General features: G+C 52.5%; 16 protein-coding genes. All 16 read left to right on the top strand.

All coding sequences use genetic code 11. From position 1 onward, the window contains the following. Window positions 1-21: 21 nt before the first annotated feature. The 16 genes from nadB to lysS all read left to right on the top strand — a co-directional run bounded on the left by nadB (window position 22) and on the right by lysS (window position 15,517). Window positions 22-1,638, top strand: a complete 1,617-nt coding sequence (nadB, locus tag P0X86_RS33020; RefSeq protein ID WP_192570137.1) for an L-aspartate oxidase — start codon at window positions 22-24, stop codon at window positions 1,636-1,638. Next, a complete protein-coding gene (gene nadC / locus P0X86_RS33025) occupies window positions 1,628-2,503 on the top strand; it encodes a carboxylating nicotinate-nucleotide diphosphorylase (RefSeq protein WP_213581006.1) in 876 nt (291 codons plus the stop codon). The genes nadB and nadC overlap by 11 nt, the downstream gene beginning before the upstream one ends. Next, the gene (locus P0X86_RS33030) at window positions 2,500-3,264 is read left to right on the top strand and encodes a type III pantothenate kinase (protein WP_277747445.1); all 765 of its coding nucleotides are present in this window, start codon (window positions 2,500-2,502) and stop codon (window positions 3,262-3,264) included. The genes nadC and P0X86_RS33030 overlap by 4 nt, the downstream gene beginning before the upstream one ends. A gap of 57 nt (window positions 3,265-3,321) precedes the next feature. Further along, a complete protein-coding gene (gene hslO, locus P0X86_RS33035; RefSeq protein WP_009591925.1) occupies window positions 3,322-4,206 on the top strand; it encodes an Hsp33 family molecular chaperone HslO in 885 nt (294 codons plus the stop codon). A gap of 20 nt (window positions 4,207-4,226) precedes the next feature. After that, window positions 4,227-5,162 (top strand): peptidylprolyl isomerase, encoded by a 936-nt coding sequence (locus P0X86_RS33040; protein ID WP_277749111.1) that lies wholly within the window; start codon window positions 4,227-4,229, stop codon window positions 5,160-5,162. A 429-nt stretch (window positions 5,163-5,591) separates the two neighbouring features. Next, a complete protein-coding gene (cysK, locus tag P0X86_RS33045) occupies window positions 5,592-6,527 on the top strand; it encodes a cysteine synthase A (RefSeq protein WP_012818329.1) in 936 nt (311 codons plus the stop codon). Window positions 6,528-6,788: 261 nt separating this feature from the next. Beyond that, complete coding sequence (locus P0X86_RS33050) at window positions 6,789-8,453, top strand: anthranilate synthase component I family protein (RefSeq protein ID WP_277747446.1); 1,665 nt, start codon at window positions 6,789-6,791, stop codon at window positions 8,451-8,453. A gap of 1 nt (window position 8,454) precedes the next feature. Then, window positions 8,455-9,036, top strand: coding sequence for an aminodeoxychorismate/anthranilate synthase component II (pabA, locus tag P0X86_RS33055; protein ID WP_009591892.1), 582 nt, complete (start codon window positions 8,455-8,457; stop codon window positions 9,034-9,036). After that, window positions 9,033-9,920 (top strand): aminotransferase class IV, encoded by an 888-nt coding sequence (locus P0X86_RS33060; protein WP_277747447.1) that lies wholly within the window; start codon window positions 9,033-9,035, stop codon window positions 9,918-9,920. Before pabA ends, P0X86_RS33060 begins: the two co-directional genes overlap by 4 nt. Next, window positions 9,917-10,777 carry a dihydropteroate synthase gene (folP, locus tag P0X86_RS33065; protein WP_096777309.1) on the top strand — a complete coding sequence of 287 codons (861 nt, stop codon included), beginning with the start codon at window positions 9,917-9,919 and terminating at the stop codon, window positions 10,775-10,777. Before P0X86_RS33060 ends, folP begins: the two co-directional genes overlap by 4 nt. A 36-nt stretch (window positions 10,778-10,813) precedes the next feature. Further along, complete coding sequence (gene folB, locus P0X86_RS33070; protein WP_009591901.1) at window positions 10,814-11,176, top strand: dihydroneopterin aldolase; 363 nt, start codon at window positions 10,814-10,816, stop codon at window positions 11,174-11,176. 7 nt (window positions 11,177-11,183) lie between these two features. Then, the gene (gene folK, locus P0X86_RS33075) at window positions 11,184-11,732 is read left to right on the top strand and encodes a 2-amino-4-hydroxy-6-hydroxymethyldihydropteridine diphosphokinase (protein WP_036672070.1); all 549 of its coding nucleotides are present in this window, start codon (window positions 11,184-11,186) and stop codon (window positions 11,730-11,732) included. Beyond that, window positions 11,684-11,890 carry a helix-turn-helix domain-containing protein gene (locus tag P0X86_RS33080; protein ID WP_012818334.1) on the top strand — a complete coding sequence of 69 codons (207 nt, stop codon included), beginning with the start codon at window positions 11,684-11,686 and terminating at the stop codon, window positions 11,888-11,890. Before folK ends, P0X86_RS33080 begins: the two co-directional genes overlap by 49 nt. Before the next feature lie 225 nt (window positions 11,891-12,115). Continuing rightward, window positions 12,116-13,147, top strand: coding sequence for a tRNA dihydrouridine synthase DusB (dusB, locus tag P0X86_RS33085; RefSeq protein ID WP_096777308.1), 1,032 nt, complete (start codon window positions 12,116-12,118; stop codon window positions 13,145-13,147). Window positions 13,148-13,357: 210 nt separating this feature from the next. Further along, window positions 13,358-13,834: a transcription elongation factor GreA gene (greA, locus tag P0X86_RS33090; RefSeq protein WP_009591919.1), complete on the top strand. Its 477-nt coding sequence runs from the start codon at window positions 13,358-13,360 to the stop codon at window positions 13,832-13,834. Window positions 13,835-14,005: 171 nt separating this feature from the next. Continuing rightward, window positions 14,006-15,517, top strand: a complete 1,512-nt coding sequence (lysS, locus tag P0X86_RS33095; RefSeq protein ID WP_096777307.1) for a lysine--tRNA ligase — start codon at window positions 14,006-14,008, stop codon at window positions 15,515-15,517. Window positions 15,518-16,066: the final 549 nt, after the last annotated feature.

Raw genomic sequence — 16,066 nt, forward strand, 5'->3', positions numbered from 1 at the left:
TGAAAAGACAGGTGAGGCAACGTGATACCGCAGTATTTGATTGATTTTGAGCTGAACGATCTCCCGGTTGTAGAGACGGATGTCATCGTGATCGGTTCAGGCATTGCGGGTTTATATACGGCGATCATGGCAAGTGCGACTCAGAATGTGCTTTTGATTACGAAAAAATCGCTCCTCGAGAGCAACACGCGTTATGCTCAAGGCGGGATCGCGGCCGTAACGGCGGAGGATGACTCGCCAGCATATCACCGTCAGGATACCCTCCTTGCAGGGGCCGGTTTATGTTCATCTGCCGCGGTGGATGTGCTTGTAAACGAGGGTCCCGTCGGGGTTCAAGAGCTGATTCGCCTCGGCACGACGTTTGATGTGGAGAACGGCGAGCTTGCTTTGACCAAAGAAGGTGCGCACAGCCACCGACGGATCCTTCATGCCAACGGGGATGCTACCGGTTATGAAATTGTGCGCGCTCTTTCCATTCAGGTCGAAATGCTTCACAATATAGAGGTATGGGACGATCATTTTGTCATTGACCTGATTACCGAGCAGGGAGAGTGTCACGGCGCATTGGTACAGATGCCGGATGGCAAGCGGGTATTCGTGCGCGGCCGTGCGACGATTATGTGTTCCGGCGGGGCCGGTCAGTTGTACCGGTACACGACCAATCCGGAGGTTGCGACCGCAGATGGCATCGCCATGGCTTATCGGGCCGGCGCGGAAATTCGGGATATGGAGTTTATCCAGTTTCATCCGACGGCGCTAAGCTATCCGGGCGCTCCCCGTTTCCTGATATCAGAGGCGGTTCGCGGCGAAGGTGCCGTGCTTCGTAATATAAGAGGGGAACGGTTCATGCCGAAATACCATGAGTTACAGGAGCTGGCACCCCGGGATATCGTGGCACGGGCCATTGTCAGCGAAATGGAAGCGACGGGATCGACCTTCGTATACCTGGATATTACCCATGAGTCGCCGGAAATGGTCAAACATCGATTCCCAACGATTTATGAAACATGCATGCAGTACGGGCTGGATTTATCGTCCGATTGGATTCCGGTCTCCCCGGCTGCCCATTATATGATGGGGGGCATCAAGACCAACCTGCACGGCGAGAGCAGCGTGAAGCGATTATTTGCTTGCGGAGAGGTCTCGTCTACCGGTGTTCACGGAGCGAACCGGTTGGCCAGCAATTCGCTTTCGGAGGCGGTCGTGTACGGCAGTCGGATTGTCGAGCGCATTAAGAGCCTCCCGAAACCCTCTGGGGATCCTCTTGGGGTATCATTTCATCTGGGCCGCAAGGACGCTCCGTCGCAAGCGATGGTGGAAAAACGCTTGAAGCTTCAGAAGGTCATGGTGCGTTATGCAGGACTTCGGAGAAATCGGGATACTCTAATAAGAGCGGCGGAAGAGCTTGGCCGTCAGCTGCCCTTGTTCCAATCGATGCTCTCCAAGCGTGAAGAATACGAATTTGCGAACATGCTGACTGCATCCCTGCTGGTGGTTCAAGGCGCGCTGGGACGGGAAGAAAGCCGGGGAGCTCACTACCGAGAGGATTATCCGGAGCGAAATGACAGCGAATGGCGCAAGCATATTGTGTTTATACGGGACCAAGAAATGACGGAGGAATTGAGCGATGATGTTTAACGGATATAACGATGGCCTTCTCCAGAGCATACGGACTTGGCTTCAGGAGGATATTGGGTCGGGGGATATTACGACCCTCACCACGATCGAGCCGGGTCACCAATCCAAAGGGGTTATCCATGCCAAAGAGGCAGGCATCGTGGCAGGCATGCCGGTGGCAGAGCTGGTATTCGAAACGGTAGATCCAACGCTTACGTTTACGGCATTGGTCCGTGACGGAGACGTGGTGGAAAAAGGGACGGTTCTCGCTGAGGTGGAAGGAAGCACCCATCGTATTTTGACAGGCGAGCGGCTCGCGTTAAATTTGCTTCAGCGTCTATCGGGCATTGCAACCAAAACACGTTCTTTTGTTGATGTGCTTGAGGGATTGCCGACAAGGCTGGTGGATACCCGCAAAACGACGCCAGGCCACCGGATGCTTGAGAAATATGCCGTGCGGGTCGGCGGCGGCGCGAATCATCGCTTCGGCCTGTACGATGCCGTCATGATCAAGGATAATCACATCAAGGGTGCGGGCGGCATCGCCCAGGCGGTCAGCCGGGCCAGAGCCCATATTCCGCACACCATGACGATCGAAGTTGAAACCGAGAGCCTGGCACAAGTGGAAGAAGCCTTGGCTGCAGGCGCGGATATTATCATGCTGGACAACATGAGTCATGACATGATGACGGAGGCCGTGCGGAGAATCAAGGCCAAGTCGCCCCACGTTCGCGTCGAAGCGTCGGGGAACGTGACGCTGGAGACCGTGCGCGGGATTGCGGAGACCGGGGTCGATGTCATTTCGGTTGGACGGCTGACGTATTCATTCCATAGTCTCGATATTAGTTTGGATCTGAATGCAAAGAAAGGAGGAGCAGAGGGTTGATTCTCGTTGTGGACGTAGGGAATACCAATATTGTGCTGGGTGTGTACCAGGGAAAGAAACTGCTGCATGATTTTCGGATCAGTACATCGCGTCAGTCTACCGTGGACGAATATGGTGTATTGATCCACAATTTGTTTCAAATGTCCAATATATTGGTAAGCCAAATAGAAGGCGTTATTGTCTCTTCCGTAGTTCCTCCGCTTGTGCGCGTGGTCGAGGAAATGTGCAATAAATATATTGGCAAGGCGCCCCTTATCGTTGGGCCGGGGATCAAAACCGGACTCAATCTGCGGTATGAGAATCCGCGCGAGGTGGGGGCTGACCGGATCGTGAATGCAGTAGCAGCCGTCGAGCAGTACGGGGGGCCGCTGATCGTAGTGGATTTCGGTACGGCGACGAAGTTTGATTGCATTGATGAAGCAGGCAACTATCTGGGCGGCGTAATTGTGCCGGGCATTGGCATTGCCACGGAAGCCCTTGTGCAGCGTGCTTCCAAGCTTCCTCGCGTAGAGCTCGAAAAGCCGAAAAAGGTGATTGGGCGCAACACCGTTCATGCCATGCAGGCCGGCATCGTATTCGGTTATGCAGGACAGGTCGATGGCCTGGTTAAACGCATAAAAGCCGAGATGGGAACGGACAATGTTAAGGTTATCGCCACGGGGGGAATGGCTGAGCTGATTGCCGGCGAAACGGAATCCATCGAAGAGATTTCTCCCCTCTTGACGCTGGAAGGCTTGCGTATTATTTACGAGCGTAACTAGAACCGATATAAAACCGTTAGATATTACAAACAACCAGAAAGACAAGGAGGCCTCAAGATGGGTAATCAAAAAGACCGTATGCTGCGGGGAACGGCGTTAAACGGGAAAGTGCGGGCATTTGCCGTTCGGACAACCGATCTGGTGGAAGAGCTTCGCCGAAGACACGATACGTTCCCTGTCGTCACAGCCGCTTTGGGCCGCACCGTGTCAGCAGCAGCGATGATGGGAGCTATGCTGAAGGGAGATGAGCGTCTTAGCATTCAGGTTCGCGGCGATGGACCGATCGGTCTGATTGCGGCGGAGAGCAATGCCAAGGGCGAGGTACGCGGTTATGTCAAAAATCCGCATGTGGAGCTGACGAATATACGTCCGGGCAAGATGGACGTAGCCGCTGCGGTAGGGACTACCGGTCAGATTGATGTGGTCAAGGATTTCGGATTGAAGGAGCCTTACCGTGGCAGCGTGCCGATTATCTCGGGCGAGCTGGCCGAAGATTTCACGTATTATTTTGCCGTATCCGAACAGACCAACTCGGCGGTAAGCTTGGGCGTGCTGGTTTCGCCGGATTATTCCGTGGCCAATGCCGGCGGCTTCATCATTCAGCTTCTCCCCGGCGTTAGCGATGAAGAGATTACGGAGATCGAGCTGGCGTTAAGCAAGATTCCTCCGATCACCGAGATGCTGGAGGAAGGGCTGGATCTCGAGGATATCCTGAAACGCGTCGTTCCGGATGTGACGATTCTGGAGGAAACGGAAGTCTACTTCAGCTGCGACTGCTCGCATGAGCGGGTGGAGCGCGCACTGATCAGCTTGGGACGGGAAGAGCTTGAGCAGATGATCGAAGAGGACGGCAAAGCAGAGGTTTCCTGCCATTTTTGCAATGAACGATATACGTTTGACCGAGAACAGCTTAAATCCGTGCTAGAGCGGGCCAAATCTTAATGTTGGGATGAGCGACCGTGATGACGAGACAAGAGAAGGGATTGTGGGCGACCGTCATTGTCTTGACAGCATGCGTATTGGGTATGGGGGGCTGGATGCTGTTTTCCGGGGGCTTTTCGCAGGAGGCTTCACCGCCGTGGGAAACAGGCTCCCAGCCCGTTGCATCCATCCAGGACAGGGCGATTACCGAAGACGAGTGGGTTGACGAGCTGAAGAAGCGATATGGGCGCGAAATGCTGATGACCATGCTGAATCGGCACGCCGTGGCGCTGGAAGCGAAAGCGAAGGGCATTGATGTGACGACCGCGGAAGTCGAAACGGAAATCGAAGTCATGAGCCGAAGCTATGGCTCTAAGGAACGGTTCTTATCGGAAATGGAAGATCAGCTTGGCATTACGGAGAGTGAGTTAAAGACGGAGACGACTTATCGGCTCCTGCTTGAGAAAATTGCGACTTCCGATGTTCACATCGAGGAGCAGCAAATCGATTCGTATCTGGAACAGTACCCTGATCAATTTCGGCCCAAGAAACAGCTGAATTTATCCATGATTGAAGTCGCTTCGGAAGATGAGGCGGAACGCGTCATGGATCGGCTGGAAAATGGGGAGGATTTTGCGGATCTCGCAGCTCAGGTATCCCTTGACGAGTACACTCGGGAAGACGGCGGACAGATCGGCTTGGTAGAAGAGGATGACCCCTTTTTGCCGCCAGAGCTGCTTGAAGCAGCTTTATCGCTCGAGCCCGGAGATATTGCGGGACCTGTATCGCTCACGGACACATACGCCATAGTATATGTGAGGGATATTATTGAGCCTCAAGCTCCTAGCGAGGAAAGTATCCGGAAGGCGGTTCGCAAGCAGCTGGCCCTGGAGCAGTCGGTGTCCTTATCGGAATTGGAGCGGCAGCTTCGCGAGAAATACGAGGCACGGATCAGTGCGGGTACGGTTACGCTGTAAATAGAGCAACAACATGAGGAAAGCTCGCTGTGGCGGAGAAAGATCTGGCTGCAGGGGCTTTTTTCGCTGTAGTTAATGCCTGAGCTTGGATGGCTGAGGAAAATTGGCGGTTATCCCGCATGAAGTCCTCCGAAGGATTTCGCGTTCGGCTCGTTCGTGAGTCGCAGGAAAATTCACCTAGAAATGTTGATTTTCGAGCAGCTGGATATTGACAATGGCCTGTAACGTTGATAAGATGAAGGTACAAAAACCTACCTTTTTTACTCGGATATTGGAGAGCCATTGAACAACAGGAATTTTATTAATCCGCCGGCTCCCATTTTTTTAACATCGAGAACCTACAAATTCATGATTCGACATTCGAATGAATAACACCATTATGTATTCACTATTTTTATCCAGATCCATATTTAGAGGAGGTCTTCTTTCATGGCAAAAGTCGTAAATAATGTGACAGAATTAATCGGTGAAACCCCGCTCGTCCGTTTGAACCGGATCGTACCTGAGGATAGCGCAGAGATCTATCTGAAGCTGGAATACCAGAACCCGGGCGCCAGCGTTAAAGACCGGATCGCGATCAGCATCGTGGAAGAGGCAGAGAAGGATGGACGTTTGAAGCCGGGCGATACGATCATTGAAGCGACCAGCGGCAATACCGGCATCGGCTTAGCTATGGTGGCAGCGGCTAAAGGCTATAAAGCGGTTATCGTCATGCCTGAAACCATGAGCTTGGAGCGCCGAAACCTGCTGCGTGCTTACGGAGCGGAACTGGTCCTGACACCGGGATCTGAAGGAATGAACGGTGCCGTTAAGAAGGCCGAAGAAATCCTGAAGGAAAATGCCGGATTCTTCATGGCCGAGCAGTTCAAGAACCAAGCGAACGTGAAGATCCACCGTGAAACGACTGGTCCGGAAATCGTTGAAGCGATCCAATCGATCGGCGGTTCCCTGGATGCGTTCGTGGCTGGCATCGGAACAGGCGGTACAATTACAGGCGCTGGGGAAGTGCTGAAGGAGCAATACCCTGACATCAAGATTATTGCGGTGGAGCCTGCTGCATCGCCAATCCTTGCCGGTGGCAAGCCAGGCCCTCACAAAATCCAGGGCATTGGCGCAAACTTCATCCCGGAAATTTTGAACCAAGAAGTGTATGATGAAATCGTTCATGTAGAGAATGACGATGCCTTTGAAACTTCCCGCCGCGTGGCGAAGGAAGAAGGCGTTCTTGGCGGTATTTCCTCCGGTGCGGCTGTATATGCTGCCTTGAAGGTCGCCAAAGAGCTTGGTAAAGGCAAGCGGGTTGTCGCTGTCATTCCAAGCAACGGAGAGCGTTACCTGAGCACGCCGCTCTATAACTTCGAATAAAATGTTCTGGAATAGGCTGTGCATTTTCATCTCACCCAAGTGAGGTAATGTGCTGCGAGAAGGGAGCCCTCAATGTGTTTTTTATAGCATTGAGGGCTTTTTGCGTATACTACTCCCTAAGATAACGCTTTAATGGAATCAAGGGCTGACCGCTTCAAAAATTATTGTTGGACAAGCCTCTATTTAGGGTTTTCAAGAGAAGCGGGATACAGTATACTGACAGGCAACAGTAAGGCTTTTGAAGACTAAGGGAGGATCGGCATGGAGAGAAGAGTGGAGCTGGCCCAGTGGCAGTCATGGGCTAAAGAGGGCTGGTCCGTCGTTCCCTATCTGGTTCAATATAAAGGAGCAACACGAGGATTACCCCTGTCATGGAGACATGCTTGGAAAGCGGCCTCGCCTTATGCCTTTGTGCTGGAGAGCGGTAAGGGCGGACGCTACACGTATCTTGGGTTACGACCGGTGTCCATTTTGCAGGGAAAAGGAAGCCAGGGCGAGGTCGTCGAAATGTCAGGCGGATTGCGAACGCAGGTAACGGGAGAGCCGCTGCGTCTGTTGGAGCAGTGGATGAAAGCGTGGAAATCACCCCGAGTGCCGGGATGGCCGGATTTTCGGGGAGGCTGTGCAGGCTTTCTGAGCTACGATGTCATCCGCTCGATCGAGCAGCTGCCCGTGATGGCCAAGGATGAGCCTGGCTTTCCGGATTATTTGTGGATGCGCATGGAAGAAGTCTGGATTTACGATCATGCGGATGACAGCCTATACTGCTCGGTGCATGTTCCTCTGCCTTGGGCTTTCGGGAGCGGGGAAGATTCGAAGGAGGCGACGGCGCTTGAGGATTCAGCGAATGTTTCTGAAGGTTCTGAGCTCTCACAGGGGCAGGAAGGAATTTTGGAGGAATTATATGAGAAGGCCGGCTTAAGAGCCGAATCGATGCTCTCCCAATGGAATCAAATGTACGGAACGGGGCCGGAGAACGATTCGAATTCCGAAGATGAACGGGTGCGGCAGGAACGATGGAAGAAAGCGCAGGAGCTGTCAGGGCCGAACGTGGAGGTATGGGATCGGCTGGAGATTGATTTTTCGCAGGAAGCGTTCGAGCAGGCGGTTTTCTCGATCCAAGAATATATTCGGCAGGGCGATGTTTTTCAGGTCAACTTGTCTCTTCGCCGGCATCTGCAGCTCCATGCGGAACCTTCCGATATTTACGAGTGGCTGCGCATTCTGAACCCTTCACCTTATATGGGGTATTTATCCTCGCCAGGCTTCAGTTTGGCCAGCGGCTCGCCGGAATTGCTGGTGAAGCTGGATGGCGATACCGTGTCAGCCCGGCCGATCGCGGGTACCCGCCGCCGGGGGAGAAATCCGGAAGAGGACGCGGCCATGGAAGCGGAGCTGCTTGGCAGCGAGAAGGAACGGGCCGAGCATATTATGCTGGTCGACCTGGAACGGAATGACATCGGCCGCATTGCCGCATACGGGACGGTGCATGTACCGGAGCTGATGACCGTGGAGAGGTACTCGCACGTCATGCATTTGGTGTCCCAAGTGGAAGGGCGGATTGCTGAGGGCAACAATGCATATGATGTCATTGCGGCAGCGTTCCCTGGAGGCACCATTACCGGCGCACCCAAAATCAGGACCATGGAAATCATCGAAGAGCTGGAGCCCGTGACGCGGGGGCCTTATACCGGCTCCATGGGCTGGATCGATTATAACGGCGATATGGAGCTTAACATAATTATCCGAACCCTCGCCGTGAAGGATGGGGTCGGTTACATTCAGACAGGTGCTGGGATCGTCATTGATTCCGATCCTTATCGGGAATACCGGGAGTGCCATAACAAGGCCAAAGCTTTGATAGCGGCGCTGATGTGCAGTGAAGAAGAAGCCGCAGCGGCGGCTGCCTATATAGGGGGGAAATAACATGATACTTGTCATCGACAATTATGATTCGTTTACGTATAACCTGGTTCAATATTTGGGGGAGCTCGGCGAGGAAGTCAAGGTTTACCGGAATGATGAGATCGACATCGCCGGCATCGAAGCGTTGGCGCCGGACCATATCCTGATATCGCCGGGACCGTGCACGCCGAATGAAGCGGGCATTAGTCTGGACGTGATTTCGCATTTCAAAGGGATCATTCCCATCTTCGGCGTCTGCCTCGGCCATCAGGCGATCGGGCAAGCCTTTGGCGGCAACGTCATCCGTGCGGAGCGCCTCATGCATGGAAAAACATCCGCCATCCAACACACAGGAGAATCGGTCTTCGAAGGTTTGCCGGTTCCGTTCACCGCAACGCGATATCACTCGCTGATCGTTGAGAAGGAGACCCTCCCCGAGGAGCTGGAGATTACCGCCTGGACGGAAGAGGGCGAAATCATGGGGCTTCGGCACAAGCATTATCCCGTGGAAGGCGTGCAGTTTCATCCGGAATCCATCATTACCGACCATGGCCATCAGATGCTGCGCAACTTCCTGAAGCGCACGGCTGGCGCAAAGGCATGAAATATATAGGCATGAACGGCGGCATCGTTGAAGCTGCCGACGCGGTCATACCTGTGATGGATCATGGGCTTTTGTACGGAATGGGTCTATTCGAGACCTTCCGCACGTATCAGGGGAAGCCCTTTTTGCTAGAGCGGCATTTGAACCGGCTGACGGACAGCTGCCGGAAGCTCGGGATCGCCCACAAGGCGGATGCCGAGAGGATCAGCGGCTGGATTGCCGAGCTGATGGAGGCGAACGGCCTTCACGATGCCTATATACGGTACACCGTAACCGCAGGAGAAGGATTGCTCGGTTTGCCTGCCGGAGATTATGCGAAGCCGGCCGAGATACTATTCGCCAAAGAGCTGCCGGCCGCCAACGCTGCGCTCTACGAGACAGGCAGAGCCATGAGGCTGCTGTCCCTACCGCGGAACACGCCGGAATCATCGGTCCGGATGAAATCCCTGCATTATATGAACAATATACTCGCAAAGCGGGAATTGGCAAGATATCCGGAACCATCGGGTGGTCCGGCAGAGGGGCTGATGTTAACTTCGGCGGGAGACGTGGCCGAAGGCATCGTCAGCAACGTCTTTTTCGTCAAGAAGGGGCGTTTATATACGCCGGACGTGGGTACCGGCATTTTGCCGGGGATTACCCGTGCGGTGGTACTGGAATTGGCTGCCGATCTTGGCATCGAGGCCGAAGAAGGCCGTTACGATTGGGATGTATTTACCGGAGCGGATGAAATATTTACGACAGGCTCTGTTCAGGAGATTGTTCCGGTCACGACGTTGATTGGAGTTGAAGGTGAGGCACTGACCATCGGACAAGGAGTGGCCGGCCCGATAACCCGTACATTGCTGTATGCGTATAGAAGGAAAGCAGGGCTTGATATATGAAAACAACCATCTATGAACGTGAATATCGTTTGAGCAAGGACGCTGAGTTAAAGCTCGGTCAATCGACGCTCATTATGGGCATATTGAATGTGACGCCGGATTCGTTCTCGGACGGAGGCCGTTATAACGACACGGAGCGAGCAGTTGAGCATGCGCTTCAGCTGATTGAGGAGGGAGCCGACATCATCGATATCGGCGGGGAATCGACGCGGCCGGGACACGAGCCGGTTGGAGCTTCAGAGGAGCTTGCCCGCGTAATCCCGGTTATTGAAGCTATTCACCGGCACGCGCCGCAAATTCCGTTGTCGATTGACACCTATAAAGCGGAAGTGGCGCGTCAGGCTATTGGAGCGGGGGCTCATATCATTAATGATATCTGGGGCTTTAAAGACGATCCTGATATGCCTAAGACGGCGGCAGAGCTCGGATGCCCCGTCATTCTTATGCATAATCGACGCGATCGAAATTACACGAATCTGATAGAAGACGTAAAACGCGATTTGCTGGAAAGCGTCGAAATTGCGCGCGCTGCCGGTGTGCAGGATCACCAAATTTTGCTTGATCCGGGCATCGGTTTTGCTAAGGACTATGACGAGAACATGAAAGTGATGGCATCTCTCGATCAGCTTGTGGGGCTGGGGTTTCCGGTACTGCTGGCTACCTCCCGCAAAAGGTTTATCCAAACCGCGCTTGGAGCTCCGGCACAAGACGTGCTGGAAGGAACGGCAGCCACCGTCGCATACGGGATTGCGCAAGGCTGTCAGATCGTTCGGGTGCACGACGTGAAGCATATGAAACGGACAGCCATGATGTGCGATGCCATGACTTACGCTTCAACGGAGCTTCAACGCAACTAATTTTTTGGGATCAAGGATGGAAGGGCGGAGTACGAGATGGATAAAATGATACTGAGCCGCATGGAATACTACGGTTACCACGGTGTGTTTGAGGAAGAGCGGAAGCTGGGCCAACGTTTCTATGTGGATCTTGAGCTGGAGATGGATTTGAGCAAAGCCGCGAAGACGGATGATCTGACGTTAACGGTAAATTATGCCGAGATTCATGAACTCCTGCTGGAGATTATGCGGACGGAGTCGTTCCGCCTGATTGAAGCTTTAGCGGAGCATATTGCATCTAAGGTATTGGACACTTATACTATTATCGATGCTTTAACGGTCCGATTGACGAAGCCGCACCCGCCTTTTGACATTCATTTTGAAGGTGTGACCATTGAGCTGCACCGGACCAGGAAGTGAGACGATCATGAATTCACACGCCACCTCTGAGTGTTCAGAGGCTTATATTGCTTTAGGGGCCAATTTGGGAGACCGCGAGGGGAACCTGATGGAGGCTTTGGAACGGTTGGATGAAGTGCCAGGCATTGAGGTAGAGCGCGTATCCAACCTGTATGAGACCGAACCGGTCGGTTACGTGGATCAGCCGATGTTCCTTAATATGGCCGCAGCCGTGTCGACATCGCTGAGTCCCCATGAGCTGCTTGCCGTAATGCAGCAAATCGAGAAACAGCTCGGCCGGGTCCGTCATATTCACTGGGGACCGCGGACGGTGGATCTGGATCTGTTATGGATGGAAGGACGCCGTCTGGATACGCCGGACCTCGTTCTGCCGCATCCCCGCATGCAGGAACGGGCTTTCGTTCTCAGGCCGTTGGCCGATATCGTGTCTGAGCTTGAACCTTCTGGTCTGTACCCCGTGGTGAAGACAGCACTTGAGAACCTGGAAGGAAAGGAAGGAATTCAGCTTTGGAAAACAAGCAGCTGGCGCAGCGTATCCGCGCTTTCCGAAAATTGAAGGGTTTGACCCAGCAAGAGCTCGCCGAGCGATCCGGTATTTCTCTGGCTGTTCTTGGCGCCATCGAGCGGGGAAACCGCCGTGCCGAAGAGCAGATGCTGGCACAGATTGCCGACGTGCTGGAGATTACGTTGCAGGAGCTTAAGGAACGGAGCTAGATTTATCTATCGTGAAGGCGATTCAGGTTTATTTTTTAGAAACCCTGCCATTAATATAGGAAGATGCTTTTTGGATGGGATCTACAAGAATGAGTAAATGTTGCGGACTGGACGATTGCGCGATTCATGGGTATGATGGTTTGGTTTGAAACTTAGGGGATTTCACGCTCGAGAAGCGGGATCCATCGACTATAAATATTTGAAAATAAAGGAGGGAAACATGGAATGGATCAATTGAAAATCGGAAACGTTGAAATGAAAAACCAAGTGGTTCTGGCGCCGATGGCTGGCGTGTGCAATCCGGCGTTCCGATTGATCGCGAAGGAATTCGGCACCGGTCTGGTCTGCGCCGAAATGGTCAGCGGCAAGGCGATCGTTCACGGCAACAAGCGCACCCAGGAAATGCTGTTCGTCGACGAGCGGGAGAAGCCGTTGAGCCTGCAAATTTTTGGCGGCGACCGCGTATCCCTGGTGGAAGCGGCCAAAGTCGTCGATCAACAGACCAATGCCGATATCATCGACATCAACATGGGCTGCCCTGCACCGAAGGTAACGAAGATGGATGCGGGAGCGCGCTGGCTTCTGGATTCGAACAAAATCTATGAGATGGTCGCGGCGGTTGTCGATGCCGTGAACAAACCGGTCACGGTGAAAATGCGCACAGGCTGGGATAGCGATCATATCTATGCTGTCGAAAATGCGCAGGCTGTCGAACGGGCGGGCGGTCAAGCCGTCAGCGTTCACGGACGTACGCGCGAGCAGCTCTACACCGGGCACGCAGATTGGGACATCATTCGCCAAGTGAAAGAAGCCGTCTCCATTCCGGTTATCGGCAACGGCGACGTAGTGACGCCGGAAGATGCGCGACGGATGCTGGATACGACGGGATGCGATGGCGTCATGATCGGTCGTGGAGCGCTGGGGAATCCTTGGATGCTGTACCGTACCGTGGAATACCTGAAGACGGGCCAGCTGCTGTCGGATCCGTCTCCCCAGGAGAAAATCCGGATTGCCATCCTGCATATGGACCGGCTGATCGCCCTGCGCGGCGAAGCGGTAGCGGTTAGGGAGATGCGCAAGCATCTTTCCTGGTACTTGAAAGGGCTCAAGGGATCGGCTCGCATTAAAGATATTATTATGGAAGAAACGAAGCGCGATGAATTGGTCAACCTTCTGAACAACTTTGTGAACAATCTGGAGAACCATGAAGAATCGGCAAAAAGCGTATACCCTCAAGCCGCTGCGGCGATTGGATAATACGAGGTGCAGGCTGTTAACGGTTGCGTGTATGCGACATCCGTGACAGCCTTTGCGCGCATTGACTTTTTGAAATGGTTCCCATATAATCTTTCAGTATAAATTCAAGAAATTGAGCAGGCATCAGAGGGAAGTTCTGATCCCCAAGAATTCGCATATAGTATGTTGATACCGTGGTTTAAATTATTTACATGACAGGAGAATCGGTTAATGAGCGATAAAGAAGTCATTCTTACCCAGGACGGTCTGAAGAAACTGGAGGACGAACTTGAGAATCTGAAGTCTGTGAAGCGCCGCGAGGTGGCTGAGCGGATTAAAGTTGCCATCGGTTATGGCGATATTAGTGAAAACTCCGAATATGAAGACGCCAAGAACGAGCAAGCCTTTATCGAAGGCCGGATTATTACGCTGGAGAAAATGCTCCGTAATGCGCGCATCATCAACAACGATGATATCAATACCGATGTAGTCGGCGTGGGCAACACGGTGATCGTGGAGGATTTGGAATTTGGCGACACGATGGAATATACCATTGTAGGTACGGCTGAATCGGATCCGCTTAACAACAAAATCTCGAACGAGAGCCCTGTCGGCAAAGCGATTATCGGCAAGCAAAAAGGATCGGTTGTGGATGTTAACGTTCCTGCGGGCGTTATTCAATATAAAATTGTAGACATTAAGAAGTAAGTCGGAATGTGGTGTAGAAAGCTTCCTTCGGGGGCTTTTTTAAATAGGTTAGGGCCGGGTTGAGGGCTTAATGGATGGATGGCATGTCTTGAAATGGCTGCCCTACCGTTAAGTCCTTGCCGAATGTGTACGGGATTCACAATGGAAGCGAAATGAAGGAGATGAATGACGATGACGGAAGAAATGAACAACCAGGAACAAGAACAGGAGTTAAGTGAGCTTTTGCAAATCCGCCGCAACAAATTGGACGAGCTTCGCAAGCTGGGCATCGATCCGTTTGGCGGAAAATACGAAAGAGAACATCACGCAGGTGATATTCTGAAACAGTACGACGAGCTCTCCAAGGAAGAGTTGGAAGAGAAGCAGGTGGAAGTGAACCTGGCTGGACGGATTATGGCTAAACGCGGCATGGGCAAGGCTTCTTTTGCCCATATTCAGGATTTGAGCGGCCGGATTCAGATTTATGTTCGCCAGGATTCCGTTGCAGAAGCGCAGTATGAAGCATTCAGCATCCTTGATCTGGGTGACATCATCGGGATAAAAGGGGTCTTGTTCAAGACCAAGACCGGTGAAACTACCGTGAAGGTGAAGGAGCTGGAGGTTCTTTCGAAATCGCTGTATCCGCTCCCTGAGAAATTCCATGGTTTGAAGGATGTAGAGCTCCGTTATCGTCAGCGTTACGTCGACCTGATCATCAATCCCGATGTGCAGAAAACCTTCATTACCCGTTCCCGGATTATCCAATCGATGCGCCGTTACCTGGATTCCCAAGGCTATCTTGAGGTGGAGACCCCGACCTTGCATTCCATCGCTGGCGGTGCGGCGGCACGCCCGTTCATCACGCATCATAATGCGCTCGATATGGAACTGTATATGCGGATCGCAATTGAGCTCCATCTGAAGCGCCTGATTGTGGGCGGACTTGAGAAAGTGTACGAAATTGGCCGCGTATACCGGAATGAAGGGATCTCAACCCGTCATAATCCGGAGTTTACGATGATTGAGCTTTATGAAGCTTATGCGGACTACAAAGATATTATGGCACTGACCGAGAATCTGATTGCCCATATCGCCCAAGAGGTGCTGGGCACGCAAGTCATTTCCTATCAAGGGCATGAAGTGGACCTGACGCCGCAGTGGCGCCGCGTATCCATGGTGGATGCGGTAAAAGAAGTTGTCGGCGTAGACTTCAGCGTGGACATGTCCAACGAGGAAGCGCACCGTCTTGCCAAAGAACACAAAGTTCCGGTTGAGCCGCATATGACATTTGGTCATATTTTGAACGCGTTCTTTGAGCAATTCGTAGAAGAGACGCTGATTCAGCCGACGTTCGTAACCGGTCACCCGGTTGAGATTTCGCCGCTGGCGAAGAAGAACGACGTGGATCCGCGGTTCACGGATCGCTTTGAGCTGTTTATCGTGGCGCGCGAACATGCCAATGCATTCTCGGAGCTCAATGATCCGATTGACCAGCGTCAGCGTTTTGAAGCGCAGATGAAGGAGAAAGAGCAGGGCAATGACGAAGCGCACGAGATGGATGAGGATTTCTTGCGTGCCCTTGAATATGGTATGCCGCCAACAGGCGGACTTGGCATCGGGATCGATCGTCTGATCATGCTTCTGACCAATTCCCCGTCCATTCGCGATGTCTTGCTGTTCCCGCACATGCGTAATAAGGAGTAGGTTTTGCTCCTTTCATAGATAGAAAAGAGGCAGTCGGCTATAGCTTTCTATAGCCGACTGCCTCTTTTGTGCATAGAGCGCGTTTTTGTTGTAAAGCTGTGCTACATTCACTTGATACAATGTATCAACACGTAATGGCCTGGGTGTTTAGGCGTTGTCTGCTTGGCGCCTTTGATACTTGGTTGGGGACCAACACGAACGGAGCAGCTAAAGATGATGGCCTGCAGTGGACCGTCATTCTGGGGACTCATATACAGCTTCAGTTATACCTATGCCCGATAAGCAGACAGAATTAGATGGACTTAATGAGTCATATCAGGCAAGTAAATAAGTGGATAATTTTGCCTTGTTTTTAATTTGCGAAAAAGGGTTGCATATAGGCGGATGCCATGGTATATTATATTTCCGGCCAAGAAATACGGCCTGGAACAAATGCTTGGATCAACAAGCTGAAATGAATTTAAAAAATAAATTCAAAAAAAGCTTGCAATGATCGAGCGGATGTGATAAGATATAAGAGTTGCTAACGAGATAACTTGTTGGTGACAA

The sequence above is a fragment of the Paenibacillus sp. BR1-192 genome, from assembly GCF_029542445.1.
Classification (GTDB): domain Bacteria; phylum Bacillota; class Bacilli; order Paenibacillales; family Paenibacillaceae; genus Paenibacillus_AQ; species Paenibacillus_AQ lautus_A.

Excerpts from the sequence above, each read along its gene's own strand:
- folP (WP_096777309.1), top strand. The coding sequence starts at position 9,917 with ATGAAAACAACCATCTATGAACGTGAATATCGTTTGAGCAAGGACGCT.
- pabA (WP_009591892.1), top strand. The coding sequence starts at position 8,455 with ATGATACTTGTCATCGACAATTATGATTCGTTTACGTATAACCTGGTT.
- folK (WP_036672070.1), top strand. The coding sequence starts at position 11,184 with ATGAATTCACACGCCACCTCTGAGTGTTCAGAGGCTTATATTGCTTTA.
- P0X86_RS33040 (WP_277749111.1), top strand. The coding sequence starts at position 4,227 with ATGACGAGACAAGAGAAGGGATTGTGGGCGACCGTCATTGTCTTGACA.
- greA (WP_009591919.1), top strand. The coding sequence starts at position 13,358 with ATGAGCGATAAAGAAGTCATTCTTACCCAGGACGGTCTGAAGAAACTG.
- hslO (WP_009591925.1), top strand. The coding sequence starts at position 3,322 with ATGGGTAATCAAAAAGACCGTATGCTGCGGGGAACGGCGTTAAACGGG.
- P0X86_RS33050 (WP_277747446.1), top strand. The coding sequence starts at position 6,789 with ATGGAGAGAAGAGTGGAGCTGGCCCAGTGGCAGTCATGGGCTAAAGAG.
- dusB (WP_096777308.1), top strand. The coding sequence starts at position 12,116 with ATGGATCAATTGAAAATCGGAAACGTTGAAATGAAAAACCAAGTGGTT.
- nadC (WP_213581006.1), top strand. The coding sequence starts at position 1,628 with ATGATGTTTAACGGATATAACGATGGCCTTCTCCAGAGCATACGGACT.
- folB (WP_009591901.1), top strand. The coding sequence starts at position 10,814 with ATGGATAAAATGATACTGAGCCGCATGGAATACTACGGTTACCACGGT.
- cysK (WP_012818329.1), top strand. The coding sequence starts at position 5,592 with ATGGCAAAAGTCGTAAATAATGTGACAGAATTAATCGGTGAAACCCCG.
- lysS (WP_096777307.1), top strand. The coding sequence starts at position 14,006 with ATGACGGAAGAAATGAACAACCAGGAACAAGAACAGGAGTTAAGTGAG.
- P0X86_RS33060 (WP_277747447.1), top strand. The coding sequence starts at position 9,033 with ATGAAATATATAGGCATGAACGGCGGCATCGTTGAAGCTGCCGACGCG.